At 66.6% G+C, this 24,713-nt stretch carries 1 protein-coding gene (running past one end of the window); it reads right to left on the bottom strand.

What is annotated here, in order from left to right; genetic code table 11:
• Nucleotides 1-24,713, bottom strand: partial view of a non-ribosomal peptide synthase/polyketide synthase gene (locus AB0J29_RS15990; protein ID WP_364785692.1) — the 3' portion only. 577 nt of this gene lie beyond the right edge of the window; 24,713 of the gene's 25,290 nt are visible here — the last part of the coding sequence; the start codon falls outside the window, past its right edge — the gene reads right to left on this strand; the stop codon is at nt 1-3.

The raw sequence follows: 24,713 nt of genomic DNA on the forward strand, positions 1-24,713 counted from the left end.
TCAGGCCCGGTCGGCGTGTGCCAAGACGTTGGTCAGGACGTGGCCGATGCGGGCGAGGGCGGATTCGGAGGTCATGCGCCAGTGCGTGGCCTGGACGGCGTGGTTGTGCACGATGCCGTCGACGACGTCGGACCAGCTGGCCGCGCCGGTGGCCCCGGTGGGGTCGTCGAGCGCGGCGGTGAAGTAGACGAGGTTGCCTTTATAGGGCCGTGGCCGGTAGCGGGTGATGAGCTCCAAGGAATGCGTACCCGCGTCGAGGAGACGGCCGAGGCGGTCGAATCCGAAGGAGGCGAACGGTTCCGGGAGTTCGGCGATGCGACGGGCGAGTTGGGTGCGATCGAGTTCGGTATCGGCGTCGTCGGCTCGTTCGCCGAGTAGCCCGCCGAGCAGATCGGCCAGCGGAACCGTCGCCGTCTCGTCCACCGTAATGTGCAGCGGGCTGTCCATCATGGCCAGCAGCGCGACATGGTGGCCCTGGCCCTGCAATTGGTTCGCGACGGCGTGCGCGAGCACACCGCCCAGTGACCAGCCGAGCAGATGGTAGGGGCCCTCCGGCTGGACCGCGCTGATCTCGCGGACGTAGTGCGCGGCCCAGTCCTCGATGGAATCCGGCAGTGCCGCAGCGGAATTCAGCACCGGGGACTGGATGCCGTAGATGCCGCGCTGCGGATCGATATGTGCGGCAAGACCGGCGAACGACCAGGCCACGCCGCCGACCGGGTGGATGCAGAACAGCGGTTCCCGAGAACCCCCGGGACGCAGTGGCAGTAGCACATCGAAGGCGGCCTGAGCGTCGACGCGACCGCGGCCGCAGCGGTGCGATTCCAACTGCGTGATCAGGTCGGCGGGCGTCGGCGCGGCGAACAGCCAGACCACCGGGATGTGTTCGGCGAGTGCGGCACTCAGCTGAGTTGCCAGTCGAGTGGCCAGGAGCGAATTGCCGCCGCATTCGAAGAAGTTGTCGTCCATGCCGATTCGCTCGACCGCCAGTACTTCCGCGAAGACTGTGCAGACCAGCAGCTCCAACTCGGTTTCCGGAACCCGGAATGCTCGGGTACCCAACTCGGGCTCGGGTAGTGCGGTCCGGTCGACCTTGCCGTTGGCGTTGAGCGGCAGGGCGGACAGTTGGATCAGCACCGGCGGAACCATGTAGCTGGGCAGGGTTTCGGTCAGCGCGGAGCGCAGCGCATTCGGATCGATCGGCTCGGCGGCGGTGAAATACCCGACCAGCAGGTCACCGCGATGGGTACCGACGACGGCGTCGACCACCATCGGACGCGAGCGCAGGGCATGCTCGATTTCGGCGAGCTCGATGCGGTAGCCGCGTACCTTCACCTGGAAGTCACGGCGCTCCACGTACTCGAGATTGCCGTCGGCGCCCCAGCGGACCATATCGCCGGTGCGATACAGCCGGGTGCCCGGTGCGCCGAACAGGTTGGCCACGAACCGTTCCGCGCTCAGGTCGGGCCGGCCGTGGTAGCCGCGGGCCAGCTGCGCGCCGCCCAGGTACAGCTCACCGGTCACGCCCGTCGGCACCGGATGCAGCCGGTCGTCGAGCACGTAGACCTGATTTCCGGATTCCGGTGTGCCGATAGGAACCACCGTCTGCCGGGTACCGGCGCCGGTGCGGAATCGGGTCACCGAGACCGCCGCCTCGGTGGGGCCGTACAGGTTATCGATGCGGGCGGCGGTGCGTGCGCCGATTCGGTCTACGGTCGCGGCGGGCAGTGCCTCGCCGATGACGAGCAGTCGCCGCAGCGATATCGGCAGTCGCTGATCACCGCGGATCTCGGCCATCATGGCCAGCAGCGATGGCACCAGCGTCACGGTGGTGACCGAGGCGCCCCGGATCAGATCGAGCACGCTGGCCGGATCACGCTGTGCGCCTTGCGGTGCCAGCACCACGCGGGCACCGGTGCGCAACGCCCACCAGAACTCCCAGACGGATAGATCGAAGGCCGCCGAGGTCATCAATAGGGTGGCGTCGTCGGTGTCGAGCGCGTATTCCGATTGCAGCCAATCCAATTGGTGTGCGATGGCAGCATGCGGGACGGCGACGCCCTTCGGAGTTCCGGTTGATCCCGAGGTGAAGATGACATAAGCGGTATGCGCGGGAGTCAGCGTGGTCCGCCGCTCCGCCGCACGTATCGGACTGCCGTCGAGAACCCCGGCGGCAATCGAGATATCCAGCACCACATCGTGATCCGCTACTGACTCGGGCAGCATGGGCCGCTCGGCCGAGGTCAGCACCAGCGCGGGTTCGGCGGCGGCGAGTACGTTCGTGGTGCGGTCGAGCGGGTGGTCCGGATCGAGCGGGACATACGCACCGCCCGCCGCCACCACCGCGTACATCGCGACCAGCAGTTCGACGCTGCGTGGAATCGCCAGGGCCACCAGTGATTCCGGGCCGATGCCGCGGCCGATGAGCGCGCGGGCGAGCCGGTTCACCCGCGTGGCGAACTGGCCGTAGGTGACCGTTACGGCGTCATCGACGATTGCCACCGCATCGGGCGTCTCGGCGACCTGTGCCTCGAAAGCGGCGATGAGGGTGGCCGGAGTGGATTCGTATTCGGTCCGGTTCCAGGACACCAGCATTCGGTCGCGTTCGGCGGTGTCCAGCAGCGCCAGATCCCCGACCGGCACCCGCGGTTCGGCGCAGACGGCGGTCAGCAGGCGTTGCAGTCGTCCGGCGAAACCGGCGACCGTGGCTTCGTCGAACAGCGCGGTCGCGTAGGTGATCGATGCGGCCATACCCGCCGCATGTCCATCCTGGTCATACCTATCGGTGACGACCAGGTGCAGGTCGAATTGCGATACCTCGGAGTCGAAATCGGCTGCCGTGGCGGTCAATCCGTCCAGCGCGAAGTCCGCCTCGGCCTGGTTGTGAAAGGAGAAGCCGACCTGGAACAGTGGATGCCGCGCGGTCGACCGCTCCGGATTCAGCACCTCCACCAGCCGTTCGAACGGTACGTCGGCATGGGAGAAGGCGGCGACATCCGCGGTGCGGACCCGATCCAGGAGTTCGGTGAACCCGGTGGCCGTATCGACTCGGGTGCGCAGCACCAGGGTATTGACGAACATGCCGACCACATCGTCGAGTTCGGCCGCGCCACGGCCCGCGACCGGGGTTCCGACGGCGATATCCGCAGTGCCGGACAGGCGAGCCAGCAGCACGGCGAAGGCGGCGTGCACGACCATGAACAGTGTCGCTCCGGAGTTCCGGCCCAAATCCGCCAGCCGCGCCTGTAGGTCGGCGTCGATAGTGAAATCGATATGGCGGCCGCGGGTGGCGACGATGGCGGGTCGGGGGCGGTCGGCCGGGAGGGTGAGTTGTGCGGGTAGTCCGGTGAGAGTTTCGGTCCAGAACCGGAGTTGCCGGGAGATCAGCGAATCCGGGTCGTCTTCGCTGCCGAGCAGATCGCGTTGCCAGCGGCTGTAATCCGCGTATTGCACCGGCAGTGGGGACCATTGCGGCGCCAAACCGTGCTTACGTGCCGCGTAGGCGGTCATCACGTCACGCGCCAGCGGGACCAATGACGAGCCGTCCGCGGCGATGTGGTGCACAACCACGACCAGCACATGATCGCCGAGGGCCGCCGGGCCGGCCACGGGTCGGAACAGCCTGGCGCGCAAGGGAACCGAGTCGGTGACATCGAATCCGCCGCCGACGAAGTCAGCGACCGCCGAGGTCAGATCATCGATGGGCACCGGAATGGGTGCCAGCACCGGCGCTCCCGCCTCCGCCATCGGCAAAACCACCTGTACCGGGCCGGTTTCGCGCTGCGGATATACCGTGCGCAGCACTTCGTGACGTTCGACCACATCGGTGATGGCCGCATTGAGTGCCGGAATATCGAGATCGCCGGTGAGCCGCACCGCCAGCGGAATGTTGTAGGCGGTGGACTGGCGGTCGAGACGGTTGAGGAACCACATGCGCTGCTGGGCCAGCGAGAGCGGGACCGGGTCGGTGCCGGTGCGCCGGGTCAGTCGCGGACGTGCGCGCATTGGCTCGGCGGTATCGAGGGCCGCCGCCAAGGCCGATACCGTCGAGTTCTCGAAGACGAGTCGCACACCGACCGAAGCGTCGAATCGAGCGCTCAGGCGCGCAGCCAATTGTGTTGCGGTCAACGAGTTTCCACCGACCGCAAAGAAATCGTCATCGAGGCCGACCGCCGTAAGGCCCGATACCTCGAGGCCCAGCACCTCGGCGAAGACTTCGGCCACGATCCGCTCGGCGGCGGTCTCCGGAGCGCGGAAGATCGCGGTGCGGAACTCGGGTGCGGGCAGTGCCTTGCGATCCAGCTTGCCGACCGGCGTCAGCGGGATCTCGTCGAGGACCATGATGGCGGCGGGCACCATATAGGACGCCAGTGAGCGCGCGGCGAAGGCGGTGAGCTCCGCGGTATCGATCGCCCGGTCCGCTACCACATACGTGACCAGCGAAACGGTTCCCGTGGCATCGGTATGCCCGATGGTCACGGCGAATTCGACGCTCTCGTGGGCCGCGAGCACCGCATCGATCTCGCCGAGTTCGATGCGCAGACCGCGCACCTTCACCTGATGGTCGGCGCGTCCGACGTACTGGATGGCGCCGGATGCGGTCCAGCGCACCAGATCACCGGTCCGGTACAGACGTCCGCCCGCGGGACCATAGGGATCGGCGATGAAACGATCCGCGGTAAGTGCCGGCCGTGCGTGATATCCGCGAGCCAGACCCGGCCCACGCAGGTACAGTTCGCCGGTCACCCCATCCGGGACGGGTTGCAATCGCGTATCGAGCACCACCGCGGACATGCCGTGAATGGTGGTGCCCATATCGAATTCGCCGGGCCGCAGCGGTGCGCTGATAGTGGTGATGATCGTTGTCTCGGTCGGGCCGTAGGCGTTGTAGAAGCCACGTCCGGTTCCCCAGCGCCGCACCACATCCGGACCGTAGGACTCGCCGCCGACAGCCAGGTGGGTGAGTTCGGGTAGTTCGTTCGGATCCAGTGTTTGCAGCACGGCCGGGGTGATGAAGGCATGCGTCACCCGTTGATCCCGGATAAGCGCCGTCAATTCGGCGCCACCGTAGCTACCGGCAGGTGCGATTACCAGTGCGGCACCGGCGGACAGGGCGAGCAGGAACTCGAGCATCGAGGCGTCGAAGCTCGGTGATGCCACATGCAGGACACGGGATGTCGCGGTGACCTGATAGCGATCCCGCTGTGCCCGCGCGACGCCAGCGAGTCCGCCGTGGGTGGCCACCACGCCCTTCGGAGTGCCGGTCGAACCCGAGGTGTAGATCATCCAGGCGGGATTGGCCACGCATACCGGACGCGTCAGCTCGCCGGGAGTCAGGGGTGCCGCGCTCGAATGCCGCATACGGGCCGTCGTGGTCGGTGCGTCGAGTACCAGCCATTCGGCGGTGCTGGGCAGCGCGGGGCGGCATGTGGTCAGCGTGAGGCCCACCGCGGCACCGGAATCCGACAGCATGTGTGCGATTCGATCCGCCGGGTAGGTCGGGTCGACGGGGACGAAGGCCGCACCGGTCTTGGCCACCGCCCAGACCGCGAGCACGGATTCCGCCGAACGCGGGATGGCCACGGCGACGAAATCCTCGGCACCGATACCGTGGCCGATGAGCATTCTCGCCAGACGGGACGACTGTTCGTCCAGTGCGCGATAGGTCAACTGGCCGTCATCCGAAATCAGCGCTGGTGCATCGGGATTCAGCACAACCGCGGCGGCCATCAGCTCAGCGAGGGTCTGCGGCGGCACCGGTTCACCGCCCCGCCTGCCGAGCAGTTCGGTGCGTTCGGCCGGAGACAGCAGTTCGATCGCGCCGATCGGCGCGGACGGCTCCGCCGTGAGTCTGCCGAGGACGCGGCCGAATCGCCGAAGCAGCCCGGCGGCGGTCGACTCATCGAAGAGGTCCGTCGCGTAGTCGAGTTCGACGGCGAAGTGCCCATTGGCATCGAGTTCGGTCGCGACGGTGAACTGGAGATCGAATCGCGCGACCGGTTCATCGAATTCGACAGGCGTCAGCTCCAGGCCCGGCAGCCTGAATTCCGCCGCACCGGTATTCAGATAGCTCAGCGCGACGGTGAACAGTGGATGCTTGGACTGCGAGCGCTCGATGCCGAGTTCATCGACGACGCGTTCGAATGGGACGGTCGCATGCGCGTATGCGGCCAGATCCGTTGCTCTTGTCTCGTTGAGCAGATCGGCGAACGAGCGGGCCGGATCCGGATATGTGCGCAGCACCAGCGTGTTCACGAACATGCCGACCAGGTCGTCCAATGCCGCCGCGCCGCGGCCCGCGACCGGGGTTCCGATCGCGATATCACCGGAACCCGACAGCCGGGACAGCATAATGGCGAGTGCGGCGTGCACCACCATGAAGGGCGTCGCATTGTGCCGCGCGGCAAGTTCCTGGATGCGGGCCCCGACACCACCGCCGACGCGGGCGCGCACCGCGGCGCCGCGCTTGGACGCGATGGCCGGGCGTGGCCGATCGGTCGGCAATGCCAGCTCTTGCGGCAGATCGTGTAGAGCTTCGGTCCAGTAGGTGAGTTGTTCGGCCGCGACCGAATCCAGCTCCGCCGTCTGCCAGAGCGCGTAATCGGCGTACTGTGCGGCGAGTTCCGGCCAGACCGGGGCGCCGCCGACGACTCGGGACAGATAGGCCGACAACAGGTCTCGCAACAGCGGGCCCATCGAATAGCCGTCCGCCGCAATGTGGTGCAACACCGCGACGAGCACATGGCTGGTCGCGTGCTCGCGCAGCAGTATCGCGCGCACCGGCACCCCGGCGGTGATATCGAAACCAGCGCCGAGGAATTCGGCGATGCGATCGGCCACCGGCCCCGCCAGTGTCTCGATCGTGAGCGACACCGGAGCGGGTTCGGCGGGCAGGATCACCTGGTATCCGATGCCATTCGTATCGGCCGGATACACCGTGCGCAGCGCCTCGTGCCGGGCGATCACATCCGTGAACGCGGCACCCAGCGCGGCCTCGTCCAGCTCGCCGCGGAGGTGCACCGCGACCGGGATATTGTGCGCGGCCGAGTCCGGATCGAGCCGGTTGAGGAACCACATGCCGCGCTGCACCGGTGCCAGCGGTATGCACTCGGGGCGTGGCCCGGCGATCAGTGGTACGACCTGGTCAGCTGCGTCCGCTCGGGCGGTTAAGCGGGCCGCGAGCGCGTGCACGGTGGGTGCCTCGAACAGCAACCGTACCGGCAGGCGACCGAGCCGCTCGCCGAGCCGGGCCAGGACCCGGGTGGCGATCAGTGAGTTGCCACCCAGGTCGAAGAAGTTGTCGTCGGCACCGATCGGCGACCGTGCCAGTACGGCCTCGAAGGCCGCGGCCACCAGCCGTTCGGCCGGGGTGATCGGCGCACGATAGGCCAGGCCGTCGAATACCGGCTCCGGCAATGCCTTTCGGTCCAATTTGCCGGATGTGTTGAGCGGGAATGATGCCAGCACGGTGATCGCCGATGGCACCATGTACGACGGCAACGCACCCACCGCGGCCGCCGAAACGGCCGCGCGGAGGTCGCTTTCGTCCTGTGCATCGCTCACCACATAGCCGACGAGCTGGTCGCCGGTAGGCGTGACGACCACACGGGCGGCGGCCTGCGAAACACCGGGCACGGCCGCGAGCACCGCCTCGATCTCGCCGAGTTCGATGCGCTGGCCACGGAACTTGACCTGGAAGTCGGTGCGGCCCAGATACACCAGTTCGGGAGTGACGCCACTGGTGTCCCAGCGCACCAGATCTCCGGTGCGGTACATGCGCTCACCGGCAGGTCCGAATGGACTGGCGACGAAGCGATCCGCCGTCAGATCGGGCCTGCCGTGGTAGCCGCGGGCGAGTTGGGTGCCCGCGAGATACAACTCCCCCGTGACCCCGGGCAATGTCGGTCGCAGCCGGGAATCCAGCACGTATACGCGGCTGTTCCATTCCGGATTGCCGATCGGCATGATGGTGCGGTCGATTTCCCCCGTGACATCGCGGTAGGTGATGCTCACCGCGGCCTCGGTCGGGCCGTAGAGGTTGTGCAGGCGCGCGGAACTCACCGCACCGAAGGCACGGACGGTTTCGGCGGGCAGTGCCTCGCCGATCGCGAATGCCGTGCGCAATGTATCGAGATCGGTACGTGCTCCGGTGGTTTCGACATGTCCCGCGAAGGCACTCAACATCGACGGCACGAAATCGGTGATAGTGACGCCGAATTCGCTGATTGCCGCCGCAAGGTAGCTCGGATCGCGATGGCCGACCGGCGCGGCCAGCACCAGCTTCGCACCGATGCGCAGCGGCAGGAAGTAACCCCACAGCGAGACATCGAAGGTGGTCGCCGTCTTCTGCAGGTACACGTCTTCGGCGGTCAGCCGGTACTGCGACTGCATCCAGGTCATCTGGTTGACGATCGCTGCGTGGGAAACGCTGACACCCTTGGGTTTTCCGGTCGAACCCGACGTGAAGATCACGTAGGCCGGGTTCTGCGGGTGGATCGGTGCGCTGCGCTCATCGACCGCGATCGGGTCGCCGGCATAGCCGTCGAGCGCGACGCTATCGACACACACTGTCGCACCGGCATATCCGTAGCCCTGCCGATCACGCTCGGTGGTGAGCAGTGCGATAGGTGCGGCGGTGTCGATGATGTGGGCGATGCGCTGTGCCGGATGGTCCGGGTCGATCGGAACATAAGCACCGCCCGCCTTGAGCACCGCGTATATCGCGACCACCAGGTCGGTGGAACGCCGAATCGCCAATGCCACCAGCGACTCCGGGCCGACACCGGTTGCAATCAGATAGCGGGCGAGCTGGTTGGTGCTGCGGTCCAATTCGCCGTAGGTCATGGCGGTCCCGTCGGCCGTGCAGACCACGGCGATATCGTCCGGTGTCGCGGCGGCCTGTTGCTCGAATTCGTCGAACAGCATTTCCGCGACGAACGCCGTGTGCGCGGAATCGTTCCATGCGGTCACCACGCGTTCCAGCTCATCGGTCCGGAACAGATCGATATCGCCGACCACCCGTTCCGGATCGTCGATCACCGCACCGAGCAGCCGGATGAGGCGTACGCCGAAGGTCGTGACGGTCGATTCGTCGAAGAGGTCGGTGGCATAGGTGAGGCGCACCGCGTCCTCGGCGACGGTCAGTTGTAGATCGAATCGTGTTGTCTCGTAATCGATCTCGTGCTCGGCAACCGTCACGCCCGCCAGCTCCACCGATACGGGTGCGAGATTCTGGAAGAACAGCGCGATCTGGAACAGCGGGTGCCGCGCCTCGGAGCGCGGCGGATCCAATACCTCCACCAGCCGCTCGAACGGCACATCGGCATTGGCGAAGGCATCCAGGTCGCCATCGCGGACGCGACGCAGGACGGCGGCGAAGGAGTCCGAACCCGCCACCTCGGTGCGCAGCACCAGGGTGTTGACGAACATGCCGACGAGTGCGTCGAGCGCGGCGGCACCGCGGCCCGCGATCGGCGCGCCGATGGCAATGTCAGCCAGGCCCGACAAGCGTGCGAGCAGGGTGGCCAGCGCCGCATGGACAACCATGAACGGGCTGACGTCGTATCGGGCGGCAATGGCGGCTATGCCGGCGCGGATCGTGGCATCGAGCCCGATAGTGGTGCTCGCGGCGGCATGGCTGGCAGTGGCGGGGCGTGGCCGATCCGCAGGCAGATCGAGCTGAGCGGGCAACCCAGCGAGTGCCTGGGTCCAATACCGCAACTGCTGTGCGGCCACCGATTCCGGATCGTCCTCGGCTCCGAGGATCTCGCGTTGCCAGAGCGCATAGTCCGCGTACTGCACCTGGAGTTCCGTCCACACCGGTGCGGTTCCTGCGGCGCGTGCCGCATACGCGGTGGCGATATCGCGGGCCAGTGGGGCCATGGAAAAGCCATCCGCCGCAATGTGATGCACCACGAGGGCGAGCAGGTATTCACGATCCGACAGGGTGGCCAGGCCGACGCGTAGCGGTACCTCGGTTGTCACGTCGAAAGGTGTGGCAACCAGGTCCAGCAATGCCGCTGCGATATTCGCCGAATCCAGCTCGACAATGCCGGGCACGTGCGTGCGGTCCAGAATCCGTTGATATCCGGTGCCATCGACATCCGGGTATACGGTGCGCAGGGTTTCCTGCCTGGCGACCACGTCGGCCAGCGCGACAGCGAGCGCATCGGTGTCGATAGCTCCGGTGAGCCGGAGCGCGACCGGAATATTGCTCACGGTTTCGCCGGGGTCGAAGCGGTTGAGGAACCACATTCGTTGCTGTGCTGGTGAGAGCGGAATCAGGTCGGGACGTCGGCGCGGAGTGAGCTGCGGGCGATTGCCGGTGCCGATGAGCCGGGCGGCGCGGGTGGCAAGTCCGGCAACGGTGGATGCCTCGAACACCAGCCGCACGGGGACCTCGGCAGCCACAGCCGCACCGAGCCGAGCGGCCAACTGGGTGGCGATCAGGGAATTGCCGCCGAGTGCGAAGAAGTTGTCCTCGGCACCGATTCGGTCGATGCCGAGCAGTTCGCTCATGATGTCGGCAACGATCTGCTCGGTCTCGTTCGCGGGGGCACGGTAGCCCGCGGTCTCGAACACGGGGGCGGGCAGCGCGGTGCGGTCGAGCTTGCCGGAGGTATTGAGCGGGAGGACAGCCAGTACGACGAAGGCCGCCGGCACCATATAAGCAGGCAGTGCGGCGTCCAGTTCCGCGCGAATGTCGTCGATATCGACCGCGGAATCGGCCACCACGTACGCCACCAGCTGATCGCCGAGTCGCTCATCGCCGCGCACCACGGCGACGGCCTGATCGACGCTGTCCAGTGCGGTCAACGCGGATTCGATCTCACCGAGTTCGATCCGCAACCCGCGCAGCTTCACCTGGAAGTCGGTGCGGCCCAGGTACTCCAGCTCACCGTCGGCATGCCACCGGACGAGATCACCGGTTCGATACATCCGCTCCCCCACGCCACCATGGGGATTCGCGACGAAACGCGCCGCGGTCAGCTCCGGCCGGGCCACATAGCCGAGCGCCAATTGCGCGCCGGCCAGGTACAACTCACCCGGTACACCCACCGGCACCGGACGCATCCGGGCATCCAGCACCAGCAATCGGGTATTGAATACCGGCTTGCCGATCGGCACCGAGGCCACATCGGCATCGGTGACCTCATGACAGGTGACATCGATCGCGGCCTCGGTCGGTCCGTACAGATTGTGCACGCGGGCACCGGTCAGCTCGCGCGCCCGCTGAGCGACGAGTGCGGGCAGCGCCTCACCGGAGGCGAACAAAGCGCGCAGCGTGCCACATTCGCGCGCGTGCGGTTCGGCAAGGAACACCGCGAGCATCGAGGGCACGAAATGCGCGACGGTAATACCTTCATCGATGATCAACCGTGCCAGATAGGCCGGATCCCGATGACCGTCCGGCAGTGCGATGACCAGCCGCGCGCCGATCTGCAACGGCCAGAAGAACTCCCACACCGAGACATCGAAGGTCGCCGGGGTCTTCTGCAATACCGCATCCTCGGCGTGCAGCCCGTACTCGGACTGCATCCACACCAGCCGGTTGACGATCGCGGCATGCGAGACCGCGACGCCCTTCGGACGGCCGGTCGAACCGGACGTGAAGATGACATACGCGGTGTGGCCCGGCAACAGCACGCCGAGCCGATCCATGGTGGTCAGCGGCGCGGGTGAATATCTCCTCAGATCGAGGTGATCGATCCGAACCTGTTGTACCGCAACCATTTCGAGATCAGTTCCGGACGTCAGCACCCACACCGGCCGCGCTGTCTCGAGCACATACTCGATCCGCTCGGCCGGATGGTCGGGATCGAGCGGCAGGTAGGCACCACCGGCAACAGTGACCGCGTACATGCCGACCACCAAGTCGAGCGAGCGCCGCATGCCGAGCGCGACCACCGAATCCGGCCCGACACCATGCCCGACCAGCCAGCGCGCCAGGCGATGGACCCGGTTGGCGAACTCGGCATAGGTCAGCGTCGCGTAACGGCTGGATGAAGGGTGGTGGCCGGGCGACGGGTCGGCCGGACTCCGAACCTCGAATGTCACCACGGTCGCGTTGGGCGTACGCAGCACCTGTTCCTCGAACAGCGAAACCAGCGTCTGCGTGCTGTCCACCGAGCACGCGGTGTCGTTCCACCGATTGAGCAGGGACAGCTCGTTGCGATCCAGCAACTCGATATCACCGACACGTACGGCGGGATCGGCCACGACGGCCTCGAGCAGGCGCACGAACCGGGCCGCGAACGATTCGACAGTCGCCCGGTCGAACAAATCCGTCGCATAGCGCATGACCGCACGCAGCGCGGTACCATCGCCCGCCGCGTATTCGGCGAGTTCCAGCGCGAGATCGAACTGTGCGACCTGGTTGTCGATCGGATATGCGGCGACCTCGAGCCCGGGTAGGCGCAGCACCGTATCGTCGCGGTGCTCGAAGGTGAGCAATGTCTGCACGATCGGCGAATGCGCCTGGGCACGAACCGGATTCAGTTCGTCGACCAGTCGCTCGAACGGCAGATCGGCATGTGCGAAGGCCCGTACGTCGGTGGCACGCACCCGCCCGAGCAGTTCGGCGAAGGTCGCCTCGGCCGCCACCTCGGTGCGCAGCACCAGGGTATTGACGAACATGCCGACCAGATCGTCCAGCGCCGCCTCGGCCCGACCGGCGACGGGGGTGCCGATCGCGATATCGTCCACGCGGGCCAGGCGGGCCAACAGTGCCGCGTAGGCGGCGTGCACCACCATGAACGACGACACCCCGCATTTACCTGCCAGCTCCGCGATCGCGGCGGTCAGCTCCGCGGTAACCGCGAACTCGACCGTGGCACCACGACCGGACGCCACGGCGGGGCGCGGCCGATCGGCGGGCAATTCCAGCACCGGCGCGAGTCCGTCGAGTTCGGTGCGCCAATGCGCGATCTGGCGGGCCAGTACGGCATCCGGATCGTCGGCCGAGCCGAGCACCTCGTGCTGCCACAGTGTGAAGTCCGCGTACTGGACCGGCAGTGGCTGCCACTGCGGTGGTGCGCCTGCGGTGCGCGCGCTGTACGCCACCATCAGATCCCGCGCCAGCGGGGCGGTCGAGACACCGTCGGCGGCGATGTGGTGCACCACAAAGACGAGCACATGATTGTCGGAAGAAACCCGGAACAGCATGGCACGCACCGGTATCCGGGTGCGCAGATCGAACCCGATTCCAGCGATGCCGACAACCGCTGCGGCGAGGTCGGATTCGGCGATATCGACCCGCCGCAGCTCCAGTTCGGTCGCTTCGGTCAACACCACCTGCACGGGACCGATCTCGTCCGCGGGAAATACTGTGCGCAGCGATTCGTGCCGCGCGACGACATCACCCAAGGCGGCACGCAGGGCCGCTTCGTCCAACGCACCCGTCAGACGGATGGTGATCGGAATGTTGTAGACGGCGGATTCCGGATCGAGCCGGTTCAGCAACCACATCCGGGTTTGCGCCAGCGACAACGGAATACGCTCCGGACGATCCCGTGCCACCAGGGCGGGGCGCGTGGTATCGGCGCGAGTCACCCGCAGTGCCAATTCGGCGACGGTCGGTGCTTCGAAGATCTCGCGCACGGTCAGCGCGCTACCGAAGGCGGCGTTCGCCCGTGCGACAAGGCGCATGGCCACGAGCGAATTACCGCCGCGCGCGAAGAAATCGTCATCCGCGCCGATCCGCACGCCGCCGATCAGATCCGCCATCAATACGGCGAGTACCGATTCGGTGCCTTCCAGCGGTGCGCGGTATCCCGCAGCGGTTCCGGCAACCTCTACTACCGGCAGCGCGGCGCGATCGAGTTTGCCGACCACGGTGAGTGGCATCTCGTCGAGCACGACCAGCTGCGCGGGCACCATGTACCCGGGCAGCTGCGTACGCACCTGCGCGAGCACCGCGTCCGCGGACAGTTCCGCCCCACTGATATAGCCGACCAGGCAGTCCTGGCCGGAGGTGTCGCGCGTCGATATCACCGCGGCATTCGTCACGCCCGCCACGGCAACCAGCGCCGACTCGATTTCCCCGAGTTCGATCCGCTGACCGCGCAATTTGATCTGGAAATCATTGCGGCCCAGGTAGATCAGATCGCCGCCGCGATTCCAGCGCACCAGATCGCCGGTGCGGTACATCAACCTGCCCGGCACACCGAATGGATCGGCCACGAAACGCTCAGCGGTCAATCCGGGGCGCCCGTGGTAACCGCGGGCCAGTTGGTCGCCCGCGAGATACAGCTCACCCGTGACACCGATCGGAACCGGCCGCAACCGTGCGTCCAGCACATAGGCGCGGGTGTTCCAGCACGGACGTCCGATGGCGACATCCCGGCCGGATTCGGCGTCGGCATCGGTGAATTCGTGATAAATCGCCGAGATCGCCGCCTCGGTCGGGCCGTACGCATTGTGCACCGCACCCCCGACGTGTTCGCGAATCGACGCGAGCAGGTCCGGCGTGAGCGCCTCACCACCGCAGTGCAGATGGCGGAAGGAGCGCAACGCGTCACCCATACCCTCACCGATGAGCGCCGCGAGTACCGACGGCACGTATTCGGCAATGGTGATGCCGTGTTCGCGCAGGAGTCCGGCGAAGTAGGCCAGGTCGAGATGGCCACCCGGACGGGCGATTACCAGCGGAGCACCGACCGCGATCGGTAGGAAGCACTCCCACACCGAGACATCGAAAGTGAGCGGGGCACGCTGCAGAATACGGTCGGCCGCGGTGACGCCGTAGCGGGATTCGAGCCAGCGCAGCTGATTCATGATGGCGCGGTGGGTAATCGCGACGCCCTTGGGTCGCCCGGTCGAGCCGGACGTGAACAGCACGTACGCCGTATTGTTGTGACGCGGTGGCGCGGCGGCGATCGGCGTTGCGTCGAAACCGCTGAGGTCGGTCAGATCGACGACGCGGATATCACCGAGGTCGGGCAGTACCGCACCGCCGACGGCCAACACCAGAGCCGGTGCGGCACTATCGATCACCTGCGCGATCCGGTCGGCCGGATGGCTCGGATCCAGGGGCAGGTAGGCACCACCCGCGCGCACGATCGCGAATATGGCCACGAGCATGTCGATCGACCGCAGCGCGGCGAGTCCGACGATTGTTTCCGGGCCGACACCCGCCGAAATGAGCCAACGCGCAAGGCGATTCACCCTGGTTTCGAATTCCGCGTAGGTCATCGAGGTGTCCTCGAAAATCACCGCGGCCGCATCGGGTGTCGCGGCCACCCGGGCCGTCAGCAGATCGTCGAGGGTCTCGGCCGGCAGTGCCCACGCGGTGGCATTGCGATCCGACAGCAGCAGTCCGCGTTCGGCCATCGACATCAGCTCGACATCACCGACGCGGGTTCGCACGTCACGCACCATGGCGCGCAGGACCCGCTCGAAACCAGCCAGGAACCCATCGATGGTTACTTCGTCGAAAAGGTCCAGCGCGTAATGCAGATGCACATCGATGCCGTCGGCCGCACCGTCGGCGTCGTAGCGGTCGGTCAGCGTCCAGTCCAGATCCAGCTGAATCGGCGCGGGTCCGGTATCAAGGGCCGCAATATGCAAACGGTGCAGTTGGAAGTCCGGCTCGGCCTGGTTCTGCAGTGTCATCGCGACCTGATACAACGGCGCATGCGCCTGTGAGCGACCGGGATTCACGACATCGACGAGCTGCTCGAACGGCACGGCGGCGTGGTCGAAGGCGGCCAGATCGGCGGTGCGGACCGTGGCCAAAAGCTCGCCGAGCGTGGCATCCGCGCGCACCTCGGTACGCAGCACCAAGGTATTGACGAACATGCCGACGAGCTCGTCCAGGGCTTCGTCACCGCGACCGGCGACCGGCGTTCCGATGACGATATCGTCGCTCGAGCTCACGCGGCTCAGCAGTACGCCGAGCGCGGCGTGCAAAACCATGAACGGGGTGACCCGATGTGCGGTCGCCAGATCCTCGATGCCCTGGTGCAATACCCGATCCAGGCGACCAGTGATGGCACCGCCGCGGTTGGTCGCGACCGCGGGCCGTGGGCGGTCCGCAGGCAGCGTCAACACCTCGGGCACACCCGTGAGCCGACCGGTCCAGTACCGCAGTTGATGGGCCAGCACCGAACCCTTGTCGTCGGCATGTCCCAGTGCATTGCGCTGCCAGATCGCGAAGTCCGCGTACTGCACGGTCAGCGGACTCCACGCCGGCGCGACATCCGCGCAGCGGGCCACATAAGCGGTAGCCAAATCCCTGGTCAGCGGAGCGAAAGACCAGCCATCGGCGGCAATGTGGTGCACGACGAACAGCAGCACGTGCAGCTGTTGACGGGACCCGCCGTCTTCGAGCCGCAGTAGCCGCACCCGCAGCGGAACTTCGGTGGTGACGTCGAATCCCGTCTGGGCCGCGGTCGCGATGAGTTCGGGTAGCTCCGCCGCCGACGCCGGACGAGCGACGAGTTCGACCAACCTGGTCCGAGCGGGCAGCACCACCTGCGTCGCGGCCCCATCGTGTTCGGGATAGATGGTGCGCAGTGTCTCGTGCTTGGCGATCACATCTGCGATCGCACGTTCCAGCGCCGGCACATTCAGCGCACCGGTGAGGCGCAGCGCGAACGGAATGTTGTATCCACCACTCGCGGAGTCGAATCGGTTCAGGAACCACATGCGCTGCTGGGCGATCGATAGCGGAATCGGCTCGTTGCGATCCTGAGCCGTCAATGGCGGCAGGGGCGGTGGTGCGGCCTCGACATCGACAGGCTGCTCGACCGTGATCCGACGCGCCAACTCGCGCACGGTCGGGGCGTCGAAAATGGTGCGCACGGGCACGTCCGCGCCGGTCGCCTTGGTGAGCCGGGCGGCGAGTTGGGTGGCGATGAGCGAGTTGCCGCCGAGGGCGAAGAAGTCGTCATTCGCACCGACCGGGTCGGCGCCGAGCAGCGCGGTGAACGTTTCGGCGACAAGGGATTCCGCGAGATCGCTCGGCGCGCGGTATTCGGTGGCGGCAAAAGCCGGTGCGGGCAATGCGTTTCGGTCCAGCTTGCCGGAGACGGTCACCGGGAAGTCGTCGAGCACCACATAGGCCGAAGGAACCATATAGGCGGGCAGCCGCCGCGCGAGTTCGGCTCGAACGCGGTCGATATCGAGTTCACCGTCCGGGACCAGGTAGGCGACCAGTTGGTCGCCGTGGTCGTGTCGAACCAGAACGACGGCCTGCGCGATTGCGGTAATCGACTGCAATGCCGACTCGATCTCGCCGAGCTCGATCCGCAGGCCGCGAACCTTCACCTGGAAGTCGGTGCGGCCGAGGAATTCCAGCACACCACGGCCATCCGCGGTCGCTCGCCAGACAACCAGATCGCCGGTGCGATACATCCGGTCACCGGCCGCACCGAAGGGATCGGCCACGAACCGCTCACCGGTCAGATCGGCCCGACCGAGGTAGCCGCGGGCCAACTGCGCACCGGCCAGATACAGCTCGCCCGGCACACCGACCGGAACCTGACGCAATCGCGCATCGAGCACATGCGCACGGGTATTCCAGTTCGGCCCGCCCAAGGGCAGCGGACCACCATCGGCATCGGTCACCTCGTATGCGCTGACCTCGACCGCCGTTTCGGTGGGCCCGTACATGTTGTGCACGCGTGCGCCGGTAATCGCCCGCGCTCGCTGCGCGATTGTCGCGGGCAATGCCTCGCCCGAGCAGAACAGGTGCCGCAGTGTGGGCACATCGATATCGTCCGCGACGAAGACAGCGAGCATGGACGGCACGAAGTGTGCTGCCGTAATCGATTCGCGCCGAATCAGATCCGCCAGGTACACCGGATCCTGATGACCACCCGGACGAGCGAGCACGAGCCGGGCACCGACCTGCAGCGGCCAGAAGAACTCCGGCACCGAGACATCGAAGGTCACCGGCGTCTTCTGTAGCAGCGTGTCCCTGCTGTCGAGCGCGACATGCGCCGATTGCATCCACAACAGCCGATTCACGATGCCGCGGTGGCTCATCGCGACACCCTTGGGCCGACCGGTGGAGCCAGAAGTGAAGATGACATAGGCGGTATTGGCGGCCCGCAGCGGCGCGCGCCGATCCGCATCGGTAACCGGTGCGCCGGCGTACCCGGATAGGTCGAGTCGATCGATACGGACCTGCGCGACAGCGATATTCAGATCCATACCAGCGGTCAGCACACAGCGCGGAGCAGCGGTTTCGAGGATATGGCCGATGCGTTCGGCCGGATGATCCGGATCCAGCGGGACATAACCACCGCCCGCCGCGGTGATGGCATACATGCCGACCACCAGATCGATGGAGCGGCGCATGCCGAGTGCGACAAGAGAATCCGGGCCGACACCCTGCGCGATGAGCCAACGTGCCAGCCGGTTCGCCCGTCTGGCGAGTTCGGCATAGGACAGCGTTGTGCCCTCGAAGGTGAGCGCTGGCGCGTGCGGGCTCCGAGCTACCTGCGCGGCGAATAGCGAAGCGAGCGTGTGGGTTTCGTCGATGACGCGCGTCGTGTCGTTCCAGCGTTCCACCATCGACCGCTCGTCGGCGGCCAGCAACTCGATATCGCCGATCCGGGTCTGCGGCGTACCCGCCACGGTGGCGAGCACCTGCCGAAAGCGGGTGACGAAGGCGGCGACGGTCGGCGCGTCGAACAGATCGGTGGCGTAGCGCAGGCTGCCGGTGAGCCCGTGATCGCCGGGCCGTTCGTTCACCACCAGGTGCAGGTCGAATTTCGCGGTGGGATCGGGTGATTCGATCGGTTCCACCGTCAGCCACGGCACCTCGAGTGCCCGACTGCCCGCGACAATGCGCGGCGCCGTACCGAAGCTGAACAGCACCTGGAACAGCGGATGCGCGCCGGTGCTCCGGTCTACGGCCATGGCATCGACCAGCTGCTCGAACGGCAGATCGGCATGGGCGAAGGCGGCGAGATCGCCGTCACGCACGCCCGCGAGCAGTTCGGCGAAGGTGGCCGAAGCATCGACCGGGGTGCGCAGTACCACGGTGTTGACGAACATGCCGATGAGCGCGTCGAGTTGGCGCTCGCCGCGACCGCCGACGGGCGAGCCGATCACCACGTCATCGGTGCCGCTCAGTCTGGCCATTGTCGCCGCGAAGGCCGCATGCACCACCATGAACAGCGTTGCGCCACTGCGCTGTGCGAGTACGCGCAGCGCGGCGGCCAATTCGGGCTCGACCTCGAAATCCACCGCGGCACCGCGATGGGAGGGCTGTGCGGGGCGGGGCCGGTCGGTCGGTAGTGCGAGTTGGGTCGGCATGCCGTCGAGGGCGGCGCGCCAGAATCGCAACTGCTGATGGCCCAGATCGCCCGGCCGGTCCGCGGCGCCGAGCAGTTCGCGATGCCAGAGGCTGTAGTCCGCGTACTGCACCGGAAGCTCATGCCAATCCGGCCTGCGGCTGGTCAATCGGGCCAGGTAAGCGTGCACCAGATCGGTGATCAGCGGTGTCATCGAGAGTGCGTCGGCCGCGATGTGGTGGACGACGAAGACCAGCACGTACTCGTCTCCGGTAATGCCGCGCCGGTCGTCGACTCGGTCGACGCTCAATAACGCTACGCGGGACGGCAGTTCGGCCGTCACATCGAATCCGGCGGTCGTGATCGCGGTAATGGCGGCGGTCAGATCCGCAGGTTCGACAGGCGCCGGATTGAGGGTCAGGCCGATATCGGTCGCTGCCAGAATCGACTGGTATGGACCGGATTCACCGTCCGGGTAGATGGTGCGCAGGGATTCGTGCCTGGACAGCACATCGAGCACCGCACGCTCCAGCGCGGTGACATCGAGTCGGCCGGTGAGCCGGAGCACGACCGGGAGGTTGTACGCACTGGTGGCGCCGTCCTGGGTTTCGATCCGGTTGAGAAACCACAGTCGCTGCTGGGCAGGTGAGAGCGGGATACGGTCCGGACGCTCGCGGCGCACCAGCGGCCGTGCCGACGCACCCGCCCTGCCGAGTTCGTCGACGGCGGCGGCGAATCCCTCGACCGTCGAGGCGTCGAACAGGGCGCGCACCGGGATGCGCGTGTCGACAACCTCCCCCGCCCGCGCGGTGACCTGGGTTGCGTCGAGCGAACTGCCGCCGAGCGCGAAGAAGTCGTCGTCGAGGCCGACTCGTTCCACCCGCAATACCTCGGCGAATACCGCGGCGACCAGACGTTGTGCCGCAGTGGTCGGTGCCCGGAAACTCCGCTGCCGCAGCACCGGCAGTGGCAGTGCCTTGCGGTCCAGTTTGCCGCTGGTGTTGCGCGGGAATTCGGACAGCTCGACCAGCGCGGTCGGCACCATATATCCGGGAAGGCGCCGGGTCAGCCCGACCTTGACCGCATCCAGATCCACAGCACTGCCCGGCGTGCGAATCACGTACCCAGCCAGATAATCGCCGCCATCACCCGCGATCAGCCGTACCGCGGCCTGACTCACCTCCGGGACCGCCATCAGTGCCGTCTCGATTTCGGCGAGCTCGATGCGCTGACCGCGGAACTTCACCTGGAAGTCCATCCGGCCTAGGTAGACGAGCTCCCCATCGGCACTCCAGCGCACCAGATCCCCGGTGCGATACATGCGCGTGCCCGCCGTGCCGAAGGGGTTGGCCACGAAGCGATCCGCGGTCAGATCGACTCGACCGTGATAGCCGCGAGCCAGCTGGTCACCGGCCAAATACAATTCGCCGGGCACCCCGATCGGCACCGGATGCAGTCGCGCATCCAACACGTACACCTGGGAATTCCACTGCGGCTCGCCGATCGGCACCAGCTCGTCGGCGACCGTGACCTCGCGGTAGGTAATGGATACCGCCGCCTCGGTCGGGCCGTACAGATTGTGCAGCGCGGCATCGCTCACCGCGTCGAGGGCCGCGATGGTCTCCGGCGGCAAGGCCTCGCCGATGACGAAAACATCTCGTAGCGAATCGAGTTCGTTCGCCTCGGCATGGGCGGTGAGAACCGCGAGCATCGATGGCACGAAGTCGGTCAGGGTGACGCCGTGGCGGGCAATGGTTTCCGCGAGGTAGCGCGGATCGCGATGGCCATCGGGCGCGGCGAGCAGCAGGGTCGCGCCCGCGCGCAGCGGCAGGAAATAGCCCCACAGCGAAACGTCGAAGGTGGTCGCGGTCTTCTGCAGATAGACATCGCCGACGCGCGGCCGATATTCGGCATGCATCCAGGCGAGTTGGTTGGCGATGGCGCGGTGCTCGACCGATACGCCCTTCGGTCGGCCCGTCGAACCGGAGGTGAAGATGACGTAGGCGGGGTGCTCGGGCCGCAACAGCGCACAGCGCTCGCGGTCGGCGATCTTTGCCGCCGAGTATTCCGACAGATCCAGTTCATCGATATGGTGCAGGCGCACGCTCGGAGGCACGGTCGCGGGGAGGGTGAAACCGGTGCCGCGCATGGTGAGTACCGAATGCGGCCGGGCGGTGTCGAGGATGTGCCAGATGCGTTCGGCCGGATGCTCGGGATCCACCGGCACATAGGCGCCACCGGCCCGCAGCACCGCGTACATCGCGACAACCAACTCGGCAGAGCGCGGCATCGCGAGCACTACCAGCGATTCCGGGCCGACGCCGGTGCTGATCAGTAGGCGCGCCAGGCGATTGGCCCGCTCGGACAGTTCGGCGTAGGTGAATTCGGTGGTATCGGATACCAGGGCAATGGCGTTCGGCGTGCGGTGAACCTGGCTGTCGAAGCCTGCGTGCAGAAAGCGATCGGCGACCTTGTGCCCGCTGGCATTCCAGCTGGCGGTGACGTAATCGAGTTCCCCCGCATCGAGCAGTTCGATATCGCCGACCGCGCGATCCGGCTCGGCGGCGGCGGTGCGCAGCAGCCGGAGAAATTTTCTGCCGAATTCACGCACGGTCGTGGCATCGAACAAGTCGGTGGCATAGGTGAATTCGGCGCGGTAGCCGGTTTCGTCGGCACCGATATCGGAAAGTGTCAGCTGCAGATCGAATTTGGCGAAGCCGGGATCGAAATCGACCAGCTCCGCATCCAGGCCGGGCATCGTCAATGCGATCGGCCCGATGTTCTGCATGAACAACGCGACCTGGAACAGCGGATGCCTGCCTTGGGAACGAGCCGGATTCACCACCTCGACCAGGCGCTCGAATGGAATATCGCTGTGCGCGAAGGCATGCAGATCGCGCTGACGCGCATGGGCGACGAGGTCGGCGAAGCTCAGCTCACCGCGGACCTCGGTACGCAGCACAAGGGTATTGACGAACATGCCGACGAGGTTGTCCAGTGCGCGATCGCCGCGGCCCGCGACCGGCGTGCCGATGGCGATATCGCGGGTGCCGGACAGCCGCGCGAGCAGGACGGCGAGTGCGGCATGGACCACCATGAAGGGCGTGGCCCGGGTGCGGGCGGCAATCTGGTCGATCGCACAGCGTAGCTCCGCATCGATGGCGAACTCATGGGTCGCCCCGCGATAAGACGCGACGGCGGGGCGCGGCCGATCGGTGGGCAGATCCAGCTGTGCGGGCAGGTCGGCCAATTCGGTGGCCCAGAATCCGAGCTGGCGCGCGGCCACCGAGTCCGGATCGGCCTCGTCGCCGAGTACCTGCCCCTGCCACAGCGCGTAGTCCGCGTACTGTACGGGCAGCGGCGCCCAGTCCGGCCGGCGTCCGGCGCGGCGGGCCGCATAGGCGGTGACCAGATCGCGCATCAGCGGCCCCATCGAGACACCGTCAGCGGCAATGTGATGCACAACGAGGACCAAGGTGTGGTCCTCGGGTCCGCTGCGCAGCAACCGAACCCGGACCGGAATCTCCTCGGTGACATCGAATCCCTGTACCGCGCTCGCCAATACGGTGGCGGCGAGTTCGGTCTCGGGAATATCGCTCGGCGACAGGTCGAATGCGGCGTGCACCGACCGCACCACCTGCGCCGGACCATCGGCGGTCTGCGGGTAGACGGTGCGCAGGATCTCGTGCCTGGCGACGAGATCGGTGATCGCCGCGGACAGCGCGGTGACTTCGAGTGCACCGCGTAGCCGCAGCGCGACCGGAATGTTGTCCACGGCGGCGGTATCGAAGACATAGGTGGATTCGATGTGCGTGCCGAATCGGTTGAGAAACCACATGCGCCGCTGCGCCGGGGACAGCGGAATGTGCTGCGGTCGGGTCACTGCCGTGAGGGCCGGTCGTGCGACTCCCGTCCGTGTCAGCCCGGCCAGCGCCGCTACCGTCGGACGGTCGAAAAAATCGCGGACATCGACAGCAATGCCGAGTGCGGCCCCGATTCGGGCGATGGCGCGGGTGGCTATGAGCGAATTGCCGCCGAGTGCGAAGAAATCGTCGTCGGCGCCGACCCGGTCCAGCTCCAGCAGTTCGCCGAAGATCGCGGCGACGGCCGCCTCGGCCTCGGTCGATGGTGCCCGGTATGCGGCCGCGTCCGATCCGAATACCGGTTCCGGCAGTGCGCGCCGATCCAGCTTGCCATTGGCATTGATCGGCATTTCGTCCAGAACCTGCACCAGCGACGGCACCATGTAGTCCGGGAGGTCCCGCCGCGTGGATTCCAGCACCGCGGCCGGATCGAGAGTGACGCCACGGTCGGCCACCACATAACCGACCAGATGATCGCCGCCCGCATGCCGATGCAGCAGCACCGCAGCCTGCGCGACCTGCGCATTGCGTAGCAACGCCGCCTCGACCTCGCCGAGTTCGATGCGCAGCCCACGCAGCTTCACCTGGAAGTCGATGCGGCCCAGATATTCCAATTCGTCCGGACCGCCGTCACTCGCGGCACGCCAGCGGACCAGGTCGCCGGTGCGGTACATCCGGTCGCCCCGCGCACCTTCGGGATTGGCAACGAAGCGGTCGGCCGTCAGTCCGGGACGAGCCACATACCCGCGGGCCAACTGCACCCCGGCGAGATACAGCTCACCGACGACGCCACTGGCCACCGGCCGCAGATTGTCATCGAGCACCAGCAATTCGGTGTCGTCCGCGGGTGCGCCGATGGGCACGGTCGTGCTATCGGCGGCGGTGACTTCGTGCGCGGTGACATCGACGGCGGCCTCTGTGGGGCCATACAGGTTGTGCAGTGTCGCGCCACTGATATCGCGGAAGGCCGCCGCGGTGGCCGCCGGTAGCGCCTCACCGGAGGCGAAGACCAGCCGCAAGGTCCGGGCCGCGCTGTCGATCTGCGGTTCGGCCACGAATACCGCGAGCATCGAAGGCACGAAATGTGCGACGGTGACGCGACGTTCGGCGATCGTGCGCGCCAGATATGCCGGATCACGATGACCATCCGGTGCCGCGATCACCAGCCGCGCGCCGACCTGCAATGGCCAGAAGAACTCCCACACCGAGACGTCGAAGGTGAACGGTGTCTTCTGTAGCACCACATCGTCGCCGCGCAGTCGATACAGCCGTTGTCGCCACCGCAGGTTGGTCAGGATCGAACGGTGCGATACCGCAACGCCTTTCGGGCGTCCGGTCGAGCCGGAGGTGAAGATCACATAGGCCGTATTGTCTGCCGAGAGCCGCGGGCCGTCCTGGTCCAGCGACGTCACCGCCTCGACAGTGTCGAATTCATCGATCCGCAGAACCCGGATATCCGGCCCGAGTTCGGGCTCGTCGTGGGTCGTGGTGAGGACCAGGACCGGTGCGGCGACCTCGAGCACGTACCCGATGCGTTCGGCCGGATGCTCCGGATCGATCGGCACATACGCACCACCCGCCTTCAGAATCGCGTACATGCCGACCA

Source organism: Nocardia sp. NPDC049707, assembly GCF_040674855.1.
Taxonomy (GTDB): Bacteria; Actinomycetota; Actinomycetes; order Mycobacteriales; family Mycobacteriaceae; genus Nocardia.